Annotated in this window: 14 protein-coding genes; 9 read left to right on the forward strand and 5 right to left on the reverse strand. The window is 70.0% G+C overall.

Annotated elements, in window-relative coordinates:
• Positions 1-585 precede the first annotated feature (585 nt).
• A complete protein-coding gene (locus D9753_RS34760; RefSeq protein ID WP_121790620.1) occupies positions 586-1,395 on the forward strand; it encodes a formate/nitrite transporter family protein in 810 nt (269 codons plus the stop codon).
• A gap of 341 nt (positions 1,396-1,736) precedes the next feature.
• On the opposite strand, the gene D9753_RS34765 is transcribed toward D9753_RS34760, so the two are convergent.
• The 3 genes from D9753_RS34765 to D9753_RS34775 form a co-directional block, all read right to left on the reverse strand.
• Positions 1,737-2,012 carry a hypothetical protein gene (locus D9753_RS34765; RefSeq protein WP_121790621.1) on the reverse strand — a complete coding sequence of 92 codons (276 nt, stop codon included), beginning with the start codon at positions 2,010-2,012 and terminating at the stop codon, positions 1,737-1,739.
• 217 nt (positions 2,013-2,229) lie between these two features.
• Complete coding sequence (locus D9753_RS34770; RefSeq protein WP_121790622.1) at positions 2,230-2,463, reverse strand: hypothetical protein; 234 nt, start codon at positions 2,461-2,463, stop codon at positions 2,230-2,232.
• Between the two features lie 1,109 nt (positions 2,464-3,572).
• Positions 3,573-4,670 (reverse strand): LacI family DNA-binding transcriptional regulator, encoded by a 1,098-nt coding sequence (locus D9753_RS34775; protein ID WP_121790623.1) that lies wholly within the window; start codon positions 4,668-4,670, stop codon positions 3,573-3,575.
• Positions 4,671-4,905: 235 nt separating this feature from the next.
• Here D9753_RS34775 and D9753_RS34780 point away from each other — a divergent pair, with 235 nt between their 5' ends.
• From D9753_RS34780 to D9753_RS34805, 6 genes are all read left to right on the forward strand, one after another.
• Positions 4,906-6,084, forward strand: a complete 1,179-nt coding sequence (locus tag D9753_RS34780; protein ID WP_163010871.1) for an ABC transporter ATP-binding protein — start codon at positions 4,906-4,908, stop codon at positions 6,082-6,084.
• A 16-nt stretch (positions 6,085-6,100) separates the two neighbouring features.
• On the forward strand, positions 6,101-7,372 hold the full coding sequence (locus tag D9753_RS34785; RefSeq protein ID WP_121790624.1) for a polyamine ABC transporter substrate-binding protein: 1,272 nt from the start codon (positions 6,101-6,103) through the stop codon (positions 7,370-7,372).
• Positions 7,336-8,244 carry an ABC transporter permease gene (locus D9753_RS34790; RefSeq protein ID WP_240468374.1) on the forward strand — a complete coding sequence of 303 codons (909 nt, stop codon included), beginning with the start codon at positions 7,336-7,338 and terminating at the stop codon, positions 8,242-8,244. Before D9753_RS34785 ends, D9753_RS34790 begins: the two co-directional genes overlap by 37 nt.
• Entirely contained in the window at positions 8,241-9,089 is an 849-nt protein-coding gene (locus D9753_RS34795) for an ABC transporter permease (RefSeq protein ID WP_240468375.1), read from the forward strand. Before D9753_RS34790 ends, D9753_RS34795 begins: the two co-directional genes overlap by 4 nt.
• An 86-nt stretch (positions 9,090-9,175) precedes the next feature.
• Entirely contained in the window at positions 9,176-10,177 is a 1,002-nt protein-coding gene (locus D9753_RS34800) for an SIS domain-containing protein (protein WP_121790626.1), read from the forward strand.
• An 80-nt stretch (positions 10,178-10,257) separates the two neighbouring features.
• Entirely contained in the window at positions 10,258-11,205 is a 948-nt protein-coding gene (locus D9753_RS34805) for a PfkB family carbohydrate kinase (RefSeq protein ID WP_240468376.1), read from the forward strand.
• 175 nt (positions 11,206-11,380) lie between these two features.
• On the opposite strand, the gene D9753_RS34810 is transcribed toward D9753_RS34805, so the two are convergent.
• The gene (locus D9753_RS34810) at positions 11,381-11,983 is read right to left on the reverse strand and encodes a DUF998 domain-containing protein (RefSeq protein ID WP_163010872.1); all 603 of its coding nucleotides are present in this window, start codon (positions 11,981-11,983) and stop codon (positions 11,381-11,383) included.
• 436 nt (positions 11,984-12,419) lie between these two features.
• On the opposite strand from D9753_RS34810, the gene D9753_RS34815 reads away from it, so the two are divergent.
• Entirely contained in the window at positions 12,420-12,677 is a 258-nt protein-coding gene (locus D9753_RS34815; RefSeq protein WP_240468518.1) for a hypothetical protein, read from the forward strand.
• Here the strand turns inward: D9753_RS34815 and D9753_RS34820 are convergent.
• On the reverse strand, positions 12,662-13,297 hold the full coding sequence (locus tag D9753_RS34820) for a TetR/AcrR family transcriptional regulator (RefSeq protein ID WP_121790629.1): 636 nt from the start codon (positions 13,295-13,297) through the stop codon (positions 12,662-12,664). The two genes, D9753_RS34815 and D9753_RS34820, sit on opposite strands and share 16 nt — an antisense overlap.
• A 109-nt stretch (positions 13,298-13,406) precedes the next feature.
• Between D9753_RS34820 and D9753_RS34825 the strand changes: the two genes are divergently transcribed.
• On the forward strand, positions 13,407-14,468 hold the full coding sequence (locus tag D9753_RS34825; protein WP_449455865.1) for an alpha/beta hydrolase: 1,062 nt from the start codon (positions 13,407-13,409) through the stop codon (positions 14,466-14,468).
• The last annotated feature ends 12 nt before the right edge of the window (positions 14,469-14,480 follow it).

Here is a 14,480-nt window from a genome sequence, read left to right on the forward strand (position 1 = left end):
CCCACCCTTGTTGATGTCTTCCGGTGCGGGAGTCGCAGCGGACGCAGGCCATGAGGCACTGACAATTCCCGCCGGAGACGACGGCGCTCCCTCTCGCAACAGTCGTGGGGAGCGTCGTCGTCATCGCGTCACACCGGTCAGGCCGGGGCGGGGTGCAGCGCGCGGCGAGCAGGGGCGGTCGGAGCGTACGCGGTGGGGTGTTTCACGGCCGCTGGGAGCGGTACCCCGGTGGAGCGTGGCGGTGGCCTTCGCGTACGCCGAACCGGGTGTGCCGACGCGCGTGCCCGGCCGGTCGGTGAGGCAGACGCCGACCGCGCCCCTGGAGCCGCGGCGGTCTGCGACCGCTGACGCGAGGTCTCCCCGCGACGATCCCACTACATGACTCCAGAGGCCCGGTGAGCGGCCCCCGGTCCGCGGTCGCCCCCGGATCGCCGCGACGAGCGGGTCCGCTGGCTGCGCCACGCCGGGGCGGCAGGGGTGGCCCGGTCCTGGGACGGCGTCGCCGCGGACCTGTCCCGAGACGCCCCGCCACGAGCACGAGGCAGGGGTACCACTTCCGCGGTGACGCGGGACGGAAGGACCGACATGGAACCGCACGAGCAGATCATGCAGGGACCGGGGGAGCGGCGCGTCGCCGAGGCCACGGAACGGATCATCGCTGAGGGCCGGCCCCGGCTGCACCGCACCTGGACGTCGCTGGTGGCCACCTCGCTGCTCGGGGGCATCGATGTCGGCGTCGGCATCATGACGCTGCTGTTCGTACGCCAGGAGACCGGCAGCCAACTGCTGGCCGGACTGGCATTCTCCGTAGGCTTCATCGCCCTGCTGCTCGGCCACAGCGAGCTGTTCACGGAGGGTTTCCTGGTGCCCGTCGCCACCGTCGTCGCGGGCGGGGCGAGCTGGCTCGACCTGGTGCGGATGTGGGCGACGGTCCTGGTGATGAACCTGGTCGGGGGATGGGTGTTCACCTGGCTGGTCATGCAGGCCTACCCGGAACTGCACCGGACCGCCGCCACGCTGGGTGCGCACTTCGTCGAGGGCGGCTACTCCCTGCACACCTTCTGTCTCACCGTGCTGGCCGGTGGCGTCATCACGCTCATGACCCGCATGCACCACGGCACCGACTCCATGACCGGGAAGATCGTCGCCTCGGTCGCCGCCGCGTTCGTGCTGGCCGGACTCGGGCTGTGGCACTCGGTCCTGGACTCGTTGATCGCGTTCGCCGGCCTGCACGCCGGTCATACGTCCTACGGTTACGCCGACTGGCTGGGGTGGCTGGGCTGGGCGGTTCTGGGCAACATCATCGGCGGCCTCCTCCTGACGACGGCACTACGCCTCGTCCGCAGCTCCCCGTTGCTGAACGAGGACGGCCCGGCGACGGAGGTCGGTTCCTGAACCCGGCTGCCTCACCGCCGCTGCCGACTCGCCCCGCGAGCGGGTCGGGGCAGGCCGGGGGCGTGACCGGCGCGCCGATCGTCGTGCACCGGCCCTCCGTCTCGGGTGGCCGGGGAGCCACCGTGCACAGCAGCGGCCGGGACGAGATTCTCGGTAGCGCTACAGCGACCACGACCTGGTGGTGTCCTCGAAGGTGCCGGCCTCGCCGGCGCCGAGGCCGTCTCGCACGATCCGCAGCGGGTGAGGGGGCACGGCGGTTCCGCCACCAGCTCGACGCAGCCTGACAGCCGAGAGGCGTCGGGGGCGGGCCGTCCCGCCCGGCCCCGACGCGGGTCGGTCGATCACGCCGGCGGATCCACGCAGGGTCCCGTGCCGGGTACCTGGAGGGCGGGTGAGAAGAGGTCGCGGTACTGGTTGAAGCCTGTGCCGATCTTGGCTCGGGACTTGAAGGGTGCGGCAGCCTTGCCCGTCCCTTCGTACAGCCACAGGTTGCCTTTGGGGTCGCGGGCGAGCAGGTCGCTGTGTCCGTCGCCGTCGACGTCACCCGTGCCCTTGTGCAGCCAGAGGACGCCCTGCTTGTCGCGGGCCAGCAGGTCTGGGTGCTTGGCACCGCCCATGGTGCCGGGGGGAGAAGACGGCGTTGTACCGATCCCAGCCGGTGGCCACCTTCTTGAGGCGCCCGTTGCGCCAGAGATTCAGCGTGCCGTCGTCCATGACGTGGTACGCACCGTCCTGGTAACCGGTCAGGTCGGGGTCGATCGACACCCCGTACCTGAAGTGCGGCCAGACGTAGGCACCCGACCGGTCGTCGAAGCGGCCCTTCCCATCGGGCATTTAGACGTACATCTGGCCCGACCGCATGATCCCGGAGAGGAAGAAGAAGGGCGCGGCGGGGGTGGGCTTGTGCCGCCCGGCCGCGGCGGCGCTCCGGGCGGCGTTCTTCGCGGGACCGGTCGTGGCAGGGGCGTCGGCCAGGGCGGTGCCGGCGGTGCCGCCGACCAGGGCGACGGCGATCGCCGGGGTGACGAGACGGGACAGGGCCCGTGCACGCAGGGAAGACTGCGCCATGTATGACTCCATGAGGTATGCAGAATCAGGCGGTGCGCTCTGCATAGGCGTGGGGAGCGCCCGCATCGTTTTCCAGATCTGTGCACGTCTGTCCCAGTGGTTTCGCGGTGGGGTACGGAATGTAAAATTCCGCCCAGATAGGACCGGAAAAGGGCCGCAGCGGCTTAAGCGTTACGGCCGTTTCCTGTGGTCGAAAAGGCCGCAGTGGGTGGGCGCGGGCATTCATGGACTTTCAGTTCCAGTGGGCCACCGGGGTGCCTGGTGGGTGCCCCTGTTTTGCGTGTCGTTGTCCGGCATGCCTGACCTGCCATCCTCCGAAGGGATCGAAGCCGCTCGCACGCCCGCCGCCGTTGGAAGCGCGACCGGCTTGCTGCCTGGTGAGTCCCGTGGCCGCCGCCCAGGGGCTGGAAGGGAGAGCTGACCAGCCGCCGCACGCCGTCCGGCAGCAGGGTCGTGGCCCGCCGACCCGGCTCGCTCCCGGACCTCGTCAGGGCGCGACACGGGCGGATCGTGGAGGACGGGGCCGGGCGTGAGCCGAACGAACGCGTACTGGGGGCAGGGGGTGGTGAAGCACTGCTTGGGTTCGGGCACGCATGTGTAGCCCTCGGGCGCAGTGACGCCCGCGCAGGGGCCGACGGGGGGCTCGAAGGTCGCGTACGCGGGGCTCGGGACGGTGAGAACCAGCGGGACAACGATCAGCGGCAGGCCGATCGCGAGCCGGGTGAGCCGATGGATCGTGCGAGACATTGGCATGAGGCCGAGCCAACCACGACGTGCCGCGCCGGGATCGGCGGCCGCGCACCAGGTCACTCGCCAGAGTCGATAGTGAGGAGAACTGCCCGGCATGACGTCTGCCGCACCCGAACCGCCATCCAGTACCCCGCCGTCGTGGCCGCACCGCCTGCCCGGCCCGTCTGAACGAGGCTGGCCCTGCCCCCGCTACGCGGCGTTGTCACTGGCAGCGACATCGACCACAGCGGCACCGCCTTCACCCGTGAACTGCTGGACCAGTTGCTCGCCGCCCTGCGCGACCCCACGACCGGCAGGCCCCACCGGCGGTGCCGGGTCCGGCGGGGCGACACGCCCAGGGCGGGTACCCGGACCGGGCTTCACTCCCGTGGCGCCCGCAGTCGCCGTACTCGTGCCGGCACGGGGCCGGTGGACTCGCGCGGGACATAGGCGGCACGCAGGGTGTGCCTGCGGGGACGGGCGGTGGAGCCGTTGATACGGCGTACCAGGATGTCGGCGGCCAGCCCGCCCAGTTCCTGCACCGGCTGGCTGACCACGCTCAGTCTCGGCCGGACGAGTGTGGCCCACTCGGCGTCGTCGAAGCCGATGACCGAGACGTCGCCGGGGATGCGGGCGTCGAGATCGAGCAGGGCGTCGAGGGTCCCGAGCGTGGCCACGTTGTCGGTGGTGAACAGTGCGGTGGGCCTCTGGTGGGAGCTCATCAGCTCCAGTACGGCTGAACGTGCCCAGGTCCGGTCGTATCCGGTGTGCCGGATCAGCTCTGCCCCGCTCGGGATGCCGGCGGCTCGCAGGGCTTGTCGGTAGCCGGTGAGACGCTCGGTCGTGGTCCAGATGTCCGCACCGGGGGCGAGCTGTGCGGTGTTCTCGTCGGGGGACGCCGAGGTGACCACCGCGATGCGGGTGTGCCCCGTTTCGGTGAACCGGGTCACCGCTGCCTTGGCGGCTCCGCGGTTGTCCACCACGACGGTGTCCAGGGTGGCGCCGCTGAGCGCACGGTCCAGGAGGACGACGGGGATGCCCGCGGCGACAGCCTTGTCCAGGTGCTCGTGATCGGTCGCGGCAGGTGCCACGACCAGGCCGTCCACACGCCGTTCGATGAACATCTGGACCGCGGACCGCTCGGTCTCGCCCTTCTCGTCACTGTTGGCGAGGACGACCTGCAGGCCGGCCTTGGCCGCGACGTCGGTGACGCCGCGCACCGCGCGGGCGAAGTAGGCGTTCTCCACGTCGGCGACGACCACGCCCAGGGTGTGGGTGCGTCCGCTGATCATGCTCCGGGCCACCGCGTTGGTGCTGTAGCCCAGTTCTGCGGCGGCGGCCAGCACCCGTTCCCGGGTGGCCGCGCTGGACGAGCCGTATCCGCCCAGGACCCGGGCGGCGGTGGCCTGTCCCACGCCGGCGTGCCGGGCGACGTCGGGGATGGTGACGCGACGCGGCGGCCGTGGGGTGTTCGGCATGGGCGATCTCTTCGTAGGTGACGGCTATGCGGAGGCCGGGGAACCGGCCGATGAAATTCGAGGCCATTCAACCATTGACGGACGACGCCTGCCCGTGGGTAAGGTCGGTCTCGTTGGTAACGTTATCAATTCTGGCCGACGCCCCCACCGCCTGCCCTTTCCCAGGCCGACCACGGCGCGCCCCTGCCCGCGTCCGCCCCGGCCCCACGCGTCCCGAACACCGGAGGTATCACGGATGGCAACCGACACCCTCTCGCCGCCACCGGCCGCTGGCCCCGCCATCACGCTCGTCGACGTGGTCAAGGGCTTCGGCGGCGCCGGCGCCCGGGGCGCGGCGGTCGTCCGCGGCGTCAGCCTCGCCATCGGAGAGGGGGAGTTCTTCTCGCTCCTCGGCCCCTCGGGCTGCGGCAAGACCACCACCCTGCGGATGATCGCCGGCTTCGAGGAACCGACCGCCGGGCAGATCCTCCTGCACGGCCGCGACATGGTCGGTGTGCCCGCGAACAAGCGCGACATCAACATGGTCTTCCAGTCCTACGCCCTCTTCCCGCACCTGAGCGTCGCCGACAACGTGGCGTTCGGACTGCTCCGCAAGCGCGTACCCAAGGACGAGATCCGTGACCGGGTCGAAAAAATACTGCACACCGTCGAACTCACCGACAAGGCCGACCGCCGCCCCCGCCAGCTCTCCGGCGGCCAGCAGCAACGCGTCGCCCTGGCCCGCGCCCTGGTCAACCGCCCCCGTGCGCTGCTCCTCGACGAACCCCTCGGCGCGCTCGACCTGAAGCTCCGTCAGACCATGCAACTGGAACTGAAGCGCATCCAGCGCGAGGTCGGCATCACCTTCATCTACGTCACGCACGACCAGGCCGAAGCTCTGACCATGTCCGACCGGATCGCGGTGATGAACAACGGCCTGGTCGAGCAGGTCGGCCCGCCGCAGGACGTCTACGAACGGCCCTCCACCGCGTTCGTCGCCGGATTCATCGGCACCTCCAACCTGATCGGCGGACGCCTGACCTCCGTGGCAGCGGGGACCGGAACGCTCGACCTCGGCGACGGCCAGCGCATCGCGGTCCCACTGCGCGGCTCCCGAGCCGCCGGAGAGACCGTCGAACTCACCGTACGGCCCGAGAAGATCACCCTGACCACCGAGCCGGCCGACACCGCCAGCCGCATCCGCGGCACCGTCCGCGAGCTGGTCTACCTCGGCACCTCCACCAGCTACACCGTGGACACCAGCACGGGCGCGGAGATGACGGTCTTCCAGCCCAACGACGGCACCGCCTGCGCGTCCCCGTCCCGCGGCGACACCGTCTGGCTCTCCTGGGCCACCGACCACTCCTACCTGCTCACCACCGCCCCCGCCACCGCGGCGAGCGCCGCGGGCCCGCTCTCCCTCACCTCGCGCTGACGACAGGCGGACCACCATGCCCGAGCACTCCACACCCCCCGCGCCACCGCCGCCCGGACTGACCCCGCGCAGCTGTACCCGGCGAGGCCTGCTGCGCGCCGCGCTCGGCGCCGCCGCGCTGGGCCCGCTCGCCGCCTGCAGCGTCCCCGGCGCCCGCGTACACGTCCCCGCCGGTGAGGCGGAGATCGCCGCTGCCGTCACCGACTTCTGGACGGGGAAGAAGAGGTCCGGAAAGCTGGATTTCGTCAACTACACCCAGTACATCGACGTCGACCCCGCCGATCAGAGCAAGCATCCCACCCTCGACGCCTTCACCCGCGAGAGCGGCATCAAGGTCACCTACAGCGAGCTGATCGACGACAGCGCCTCCTGGTTCGGCAAGATCCAGCCCGAATTCGCGTCCGGCCAGGGCATCGGCTACGACCTGATGGTCGTCGGCGGCGACAGCTACCTCGGCAAGTACATCGAGCTCGGCTACCTCGCCCCGCTCGACCACACCCGCCTGCCCCACTTCGCGGAACACGGCGGAGCCGCGTTCAAGAACTCCTCCTACGACCACGGCAACGTCTACACCGTCCCCTGGCAGTCCGGCATGACCGGCATCGGCTATGACCCGGCCCGGGTCGGCCGAGAAATCACCAGCTGGCAGGATCTGCTCGACCCCAGGCTGCACGGCAAGGTCGGCATGTGGAACGACGCGGTGCAGATGGGCAACGTCGCGCTGCTGGCCGTAGGCGCGGACCCGGAGACCTCCACCCACTCCGACTGGCGCAGGGCGGCGGCCTGGCTGCGCAAGCAGCGCGACGCCGGCATGGTCCGCTCCTACTCCACCGCGACCTACCAGTCCTCCCTCCAGCGCGGTGACCTGGCCGCCTCGCTCGTGTACTCGGGCGACGTGTTCCAGGCCAACCAGAGCGGCTCACAACTGGAGTTCGTCATCCCCGACGAGGGCGGTCTGCTGTGGACCGACAACCTCTGCATCCCCTCGACGGCCGCCCACCCCGTCGACGCGCTGGCCTACATGGACTACGCCTACCGGCCCGAGATCGCCGCGAGGATCAGCGAGACCGTGCAGTTCGTCTGCCCTGTTCCCGCCGCGCAGCAGGCCGTCGCACGCGACGCGACCGCCGCCACCGGCAAGCGACGCACCGTGCTGAACGCCCTGAGCACCAGCCCCCTGGTCTTCCCGACCGAGGCCGACCAGTCGAAGTTGCGCCGTCTGCGGGTGCTCGACGAAGAGGAGGAGCGGCAGTGGAACGCACTGTTCGAACCGATCTACCAGGCCTGACCCGGCGGCGCCGCCGCCCCGGGGACGCGCTGGCCCCCTATCTGATGATCCTGCCGGGCTGGCTGTGGCTGGCCGCCTTCTTCGTCACCCCCGTGATCGTCATGGTGTCGCTGTCGTTGCAGACCGGCAACTTCATCGACGGCTTCCGCCAGACATTCCACTTCGGCACCTACGCCGATGTGGTCCGCACCTACCACGTGCAGCTGGTCCGGTCCCTGGTCTACGGTGCGGCGGCCACCGTCGCCTGCGCCGTCGTCGGTTACCCGGTGGCCTACTGGATCGCCTTCCGGGCCGGTCGGCACAAGTCGGTGTTCCTCTTCCTGCTCCTGCTGCCCTTCTTCGTCTCCTTCGTCATCCGCACCCAGTCCTGGAACGTGGTGCTCGCCGACAACGGCGTCCTGCTCGGGCCGCTGAAGGACATCGGTGTACTCCCCGCCGACTTCCACCTGCTGGCCACGCCCTACGCGGTGATCGGCGGCCTGACCTACAACTTCCTGCCGTTCATGGTGCTGCCCGTGTACGTCGCCCTGGAACGGGTGGATCCCAAGGTGATCGAGGCCTCCACCGACCTGTACGCCTCCCGGACGCAGACCTTCCTGCGCGTGGTGCTGCCGCTGTCGCTGCCGGGCGTCTTCGCCGGAGTTCTGCTGACGTTCGTGCCCGCCTGTGCGGACTACGTCAACGCCGGCATCCTCGGCGGCCCCTCCACGACGATGATCGGCAACATCATCCAGACCGAGTACTTCACCAACCTCGACTACCCCGGCGCCTCCGCCCTGTCCTTCGTCCTCATGGGCGCTCTGCTGCTGGCCGTGTTCACCTACGCCCGGACCCTGGGCACCGACGAGGTCCTGGAGGCGGCCGCGAGATGACCACCACCACAACCGCCGCCGCCGCGGCCGACTCACCCGCCGCACCGCGGCCACGCCGTGCCGGGAGCGGGCGCCGCCGCCCCACGCTGACCATGTACACCGTGCTGGTGCTCGCCTGGCTGCTGCTGCCGATCGCCGTCATGATCCTGTTCGGGTTCAACGACACCGGCAGCAAGGTGAACTTCACCTGGCAGGGCTTCACCGTCAACTGGTACCGGCACCTGTTCGCCATCCCCAACCTGACCTCCGCCCTGGTCAACAGCCTCACCATCGCTCTGGTCGTCGCCGTGGTCGCCACCCTGCTGGGCACCCCGATCGGGCTCGCGCTCGGCCGCCACCGCTTCCGCGGCCGAGGCTCCGTGGACCTGCTGATGTTCGCCGCCATCGCGGCCCCCGAAATCGCCCTCGGTGCCGCACTGCTGTCGCTGTTCATCGTGATGGGCGTGCCCCGTGGCTACTGGACGATCGTCATCGCCCACGTGGCCTTCTGCATCCCCTATGTCGCCATCACCGTACGAGCGCGCATGGCCGGACACGATCCCACGCTGGAAGAGGCCGCACGCGACCTGGGCGCAGGCCCGTGGGCGGCGTTCCGGCTGGTCACCCTGCCGCTGCTGCTGCCCGGCGTGGCCTCCGGCGCCCTGCTCTGCTTCGCCCTGTCCGTCGACGACTACGTCATCACCAGCTTCAACGCCGGCCGTACGGTCACCTTCCCGCTGTGGGTCTACAGCGCCAGCCGTACCGGCGTACCCCCGCAGGTCAACGTCATGGGAACGCTGATCTTCACCGGCGGCCTGATCATCGCCGGGGCGAACGTGCTGTTCTCCCGGCGCCGCGTGGCCTGACCGATCCGGTCCCCGCGCCCCTCGGAACACCGGCTCACCGGCACACGCCGGGCCGGTGCGGAACAACCATTGAGGAAGTCATCACCGTGCTCAAGTTCAACGAAGCCGAGTTCGTCTCCCAGACGGAGAGCCTCCTGGCGCTGCGCCCCCAGATCGAGAAGGCCGTCGACCGGCTGGCCGACGACGGCTACGACAACGTCCTCCTCGTGGGCGCCGGCGGCACCTACGCCCAGATGTGGCCCTACGAGCACCTCGCCCGGCGTACCTCGCTGCTGCCGGTCCGGGCCGCCGTCGCCGCCGAACTCGTCGTCTCCGGCGACGCCCGCCTCGGCGAACGCACCATCGCCGTCTTCACCTCCGTCTCCGGAACCACCGACGACAGCCTCCGCGCCATCGACTACTGCAAGTCCCGAGGCGCCCACACGATCGGCTTCACCGGCTACCCCGATTCCCCCGTCGCCCGTAACGTCGACACCGCGCTGATCTCCGAGCCCAAGGCCTGGCCCTTCGACGTCCAACTACTGCTGTTCATGGGCCGGCTGCTCTCCCGCCGGGGCGAGTTCGAGGGCTACGAACGCCTCGCCGACGAACTCGCGGGCCTGCCCCGCATCCTGGTGGACACCGCCCGGCAGGCCGAGCCGGTGGCGGCGGCCTTCGCCGAGGCCCACAAGGACACCGACTACCACTTCCTCATCGGTGGCGGAAATCTGTGGGGATTCACCTATCTGTACTCCATGTGCATCCTCGAGGAGATGCAGTGGCTGCGCACCACCCGGGTGCACAGCGCGGAGTTCTTCCACGGCTCGCTGGAACTCCTGGAGGAGAACACCAGCGTCCTCGTCTTCCAGGGGGAGGACGAGACCCGGGCCCTGACCGACCGGGCCGAAGCCTTCGCCAAGCGCGTCTCCAAGGACGTCACCGTCTTCGACACCCGCGACTACCTCCTGGAGGGCATCAGCCCGGAGTTCCGCGGACTGCTCGCCCCACTGGTGCTCGACACGGTGATGGACCGGGTCAGCAAGCACCTCGAGCGGGTGCGTGACCACTCGCTCGACCTGCGTCGCTACTACCGCGTCATGGACTACTGAGCCGACCGGTTCCCTCTCGTCCACCGTCCATCCGCCCCGCGCGCCGGTGCCCCGGCACCGGCGCGCCCACGGCGGGCGTCGTGTCCCCGCGCGCCTCGCCCGCACCCCGGGAGACCCTGATGAACGTCCTCGGCTTCGGCGACAACACCGTCGACCGCTTCGTGGACCGCGGCACCGACTACCCCGGCGGCAACTGCGTCAACGTCGCCGTCTACGCCCACCGACTCGGTCTGGACGCCTCCTACCTGGGCGTATTCGGCGACGACGACCTCGGCACCGCCCTGCGCACCGCCGTGACGGCGCAGGGCGTCACCACGAACCACAGCGTCGTGCGCCACGGCGACACCTCGGTCTCCGTCCTGCACGTACGGGACGGCGACCGTGTTTTCCTCGGCTACGAACCAGGCGGCGACGCCGTCCACGAAGCTCTCCCTCTCACCCCCGCCCTGCTCGCCTACGTCTCGTCGTTCGCCCTCGTGCACTCCAGCGTCTACTCCCGCACCGAGGCCGAGCTGCCCCAGCTCGCCACGGCCGGTCCACTGGTCAGCTTCGACTTCTCCGACGAAGAGGAATTCCGCGCACCCGCCTACCTCGACCGCGTCTGCCCCCATGTGGACCTGGCACTGCTGTCGTGCTCACACCTGGACGAGACCGCCACACGTGCGGTCCTCGTCGAGGTGGTGCGGCGGGGGGCCGGGATGGCACTGGCCACCCGCGGCCTCGACGGGGCGATCGCGTACGACGGCCGGACCACTGCCGCCACGCCGGCCCGTGCCGCGGACCCCGACTCCATGTCCGACACCATGGGCTGCGGGGACGCCTTCCTCGCCGGGTTCGCCGTGGCACTGCTCCGCAGCGGATGGTCCCGGCACGTCTCCCTGACCGCCGAAGCCCTGGAACACGCCCTGTACCAGGGCGCGCAGGCTGCGTACCACCAGTGCTTCGTAGAGGCCGCCTTCGGCTGCGGCTGGCCGGCACCGGCGGCGCGGACCGGTGGAGGGAACGCCAGTGAGCCCATGCCCTGCTGACAGACCTCTGCGGGCTCCGACGGGCTTCTGACGCCATGCCGGTCAACTGACACCGCCCGGTCGGGCCCCGATCACTCGATGGCAGTGCGTGGCAGCCGACAGCCCGCCGAATTCTCTTCGCAACGCGCACGGCAGCTCGGCCGCGGCGTGGCGGCGCCCCCGGCTCCGGCCCGGCTCATCGGCCTCGAAGCCCCCGCCCCGGCGACCAGGCCTCGCCCCGGTGGCTCTGTTCACGAGGTCCGGTTCTGGCTCGGATTCCGTTGACCGGTCGCCTCGGGTGACCGCGAGACAGGGGTCGCGGTCGATGCGTCCAGACAGACATCTCACGATGCTGGATCGTCAGCCTGCCGTGGCCGGTCGGGAGGGGAACGATGTTGCCCATGGCCATGATGAACAGGGCCCCCAGGAGGTGCTGGTTCTCGTGCACGTCCGCAGGTGCCAGCCCGGCCAACGCAAATCCCACGCCGGCACAGGCCAGCAGGCACCGGGCCGCGGTCGAGATCGCACCTGTGCGCCACAGAACACCGGTGAAGGCGACGCCGACGACGATAAGGGCTCCCAGGGCGGTGAATGAGGCATTCATCAGGACGTGCTCGGGCGAGCAGATGTAGCGTGGCTCGGGGTCCGACTGCATGGCGCAGTGAGCATTTCCCAAGTCACTGATATTGTTCCGCGCCCAACTGTAAGGATTTGTCCAGGCCGACTCGACGATCCCGTGGACCACAAGGAACTGCACCACGCCTGCGACCCACGCGGCGTATCCGATCCGAGCCTTCAACTGGCCGTCCTTTCTCGCACGATTCACGTGCGAACAGCGGATCACGCACGGCCGGCCTCAGACACGCCGGCAAGCCCCCGAACGCGAGGTGGGGGAGACCCTACGTGTCGGCCTGTGGCGGGCCGTCGGGCAAGAGCCGCCCCTGTCAGCCAGCCGAATTCCGCGTGACGGTCCGGCCCGGTCGAAGGTGACGAAGTGAGCGGGCCATTCGTCGACGAGCCGGGCCGTGGTTGTCCCGGGGACTCGCAGGCGGCCCTGGAGCCGCTCGAACGCCAGCCCTCACCGCTCCGGGTGGCCTCGGACGGGACGGACAGTGCCGGTATTCCTGTTCCGGGATGGTGCTCAGGTCCGACCTGCAACTCAACCGCTTTCTGCGTGAGTTGCCGAGCTGGGGGTGCGGGCCGAGAACAGCGTGCTGGGCTACGCGCGGGATGTGATGCTCTTGCTCCGGTTCCTGGAGGCCTCGCGGTACGGCAAGTCGATCTGGGCGTGCGATGGCGATGATCTGAGGGCCTACACGCGGGTGCGGTTGTGGCCGACGGGGCCGGATGCGGTGTCGGTGGGGACGTGGAACCGGTCGGTGGCAGCGCTGGACCAGTGGGTGGCGTGGTCGTTGGACGCCGGGTCGCCGTCGGCTCCGCGGTCCGGAGGCCGGGAGCAGCGGCGGGGCCTGAGCGGTTACCGAGGGACGTAGCTCTCGATGTGGTCGATCACGGCCGATACGGCATGTCGGTATGCGGTGCTCGACCGGCGGATCTGGGACAGCAGCATGCCGCCCTGGACGGCGGCCAGCAGGGCGGTGGCCAGTGCGGTGACGTCGGCGGACTCGCTCAGCTCGCCGCGGGCCTGCATGCGGGCGAGCCCTGACCTGATGGGTGCTTCCCACCGTTCGAAGGAAGCGGCAAGGTCGGTGCGGGCCAGGGGGTCGGTCTCGGCGAGTTCGCTGGCGAGCGAGCCGATCTCGCAGCCGCCTACCCATCCCATGGCGTCCTGTCGGTCCGCCGCCCTGTCGCACCAGGCCCGCAGCGCGTCGATGCTGTCCAGGTTGTCCAGCAGGGGACGCTGCTGGTCGAGCTTGGTGTCCGTCTGGAAATCGACCACGGCCAGGACCAAGCCCTGCTTGTCGCGGAAGTAGTGGTAGATCTGCGACGCGCTGACCCCGGCGGCCGACTGGACGTCCGGGATGCTCGTACCCCCGACGCCGCGGTGGAACATCAGTTCCGCGGCGGCCTCGATGATGCGTTCACGGGTCTTCCGGCCGGGCTTGGTGAGTCGGCGCCCTTCCGGCCCTTTGGCGTCCACTGGCGAGTTCATGCGCGCACCGTACCAAGATTGGAATTGACATTCCAATCTTGTGGGTCGTAGAACTTGGAGCAGTCATTCCAATCTGTGCCGTTCCGGCAGCTCCAGGAAGGTCCTCACCATGTCCCTCGACCCCCAGATCGATGCCCTGCTCAAGGAGTTGGCCGAAGGAGGCCAGCCGGCACCGGAGAGCCGAACGGTCAAGGAGAACCGCGACCTCGCGAGCAGCCTCTCCGCCCTCGCGGGTGACGTCGAGCCGGTCGGCAGCGTGCACGACGCCGTGGCCGCCGCCGAAGGCCTCGAGGTCCCCGTCCGCATCTACACCCCCGCCACCGTCCCGCGCTCCGGGCCGCTGCCCGTGACGGTCTTCTTCCACGGCGGCGGATGGGTCCTCGGAGACCTGGACAGCCAGGACCACATCGCCCGCATCATGGCCAACCGCTCCGGCACGATCGTGGTCTCCGTCGACTACAGGCTCGCGCCCGAGCACCGCTTCCCGGCGGGGTTCGAAGACGCCTATGCCGCGCTGACATGGGTCGCGGCCAACGCCGGAGGTTTCGGCGGCGACGGGCAGAACATCGCGGTGTTCGGCGAGAGCGCCGGCGGCAACCTCACCGCGGCCCTCGTGCAGGAAGCGCAGCGGCGCGGGGGACCCCGGATCGCACTGCAGGTACTGGCGTACCCGGCGGTCGACCGGTTCGACGACAGCCCCTCCATGTACGAGAACATGGCCGGACCGCTGCTGAGCCGCGGCTGGCTCGAGTGGTTCTGGGGCCTCTACCTCAACACGCCCGACGAAGGGGGCCGACCCGCGCGTCTCGCCGGCCCGCTCCGACGACCTGACCGGGCTTCCTCCCGCCGTCATCGTCACCGCAGAACACGACCCGCTGCGGGACCAGGGCGACCGCTACGCGCAGCAGCTCGCCGACGCCGGCGTGCCGGTCGAGCACCTCCCGGTCAAGGGCGCCACCCACGCGTTCTTCTCGTTCACCGGGTCGGTGCAGCTCTCACGGGACGTCTTGGATCAGCTCGGAAACGCCGTGGCCACGGCGTTCAACGACTGACCCGCCCAGCGTTGCCGCTTGCCCGGTCCGCACCACGCGTACGCGCGGCGGGGGCCTGGCAGCGTGCCGACCTGCCAGCACATCGCTCAGCGCGCAGGCGATGGCTCGCTGTCGGGTGACCTGAGGGTGGT

This window comes from Streptomyces dangxiongensis (assembly GCF_003675325.1).
Taxonomy (GTDB): domain Bacteria; phylum Actinomycetota; class Actinomycetes; order Streptomycetales; family Streptomycetaceae; genus Streptomyces; species Streptomyces dangxiongensis.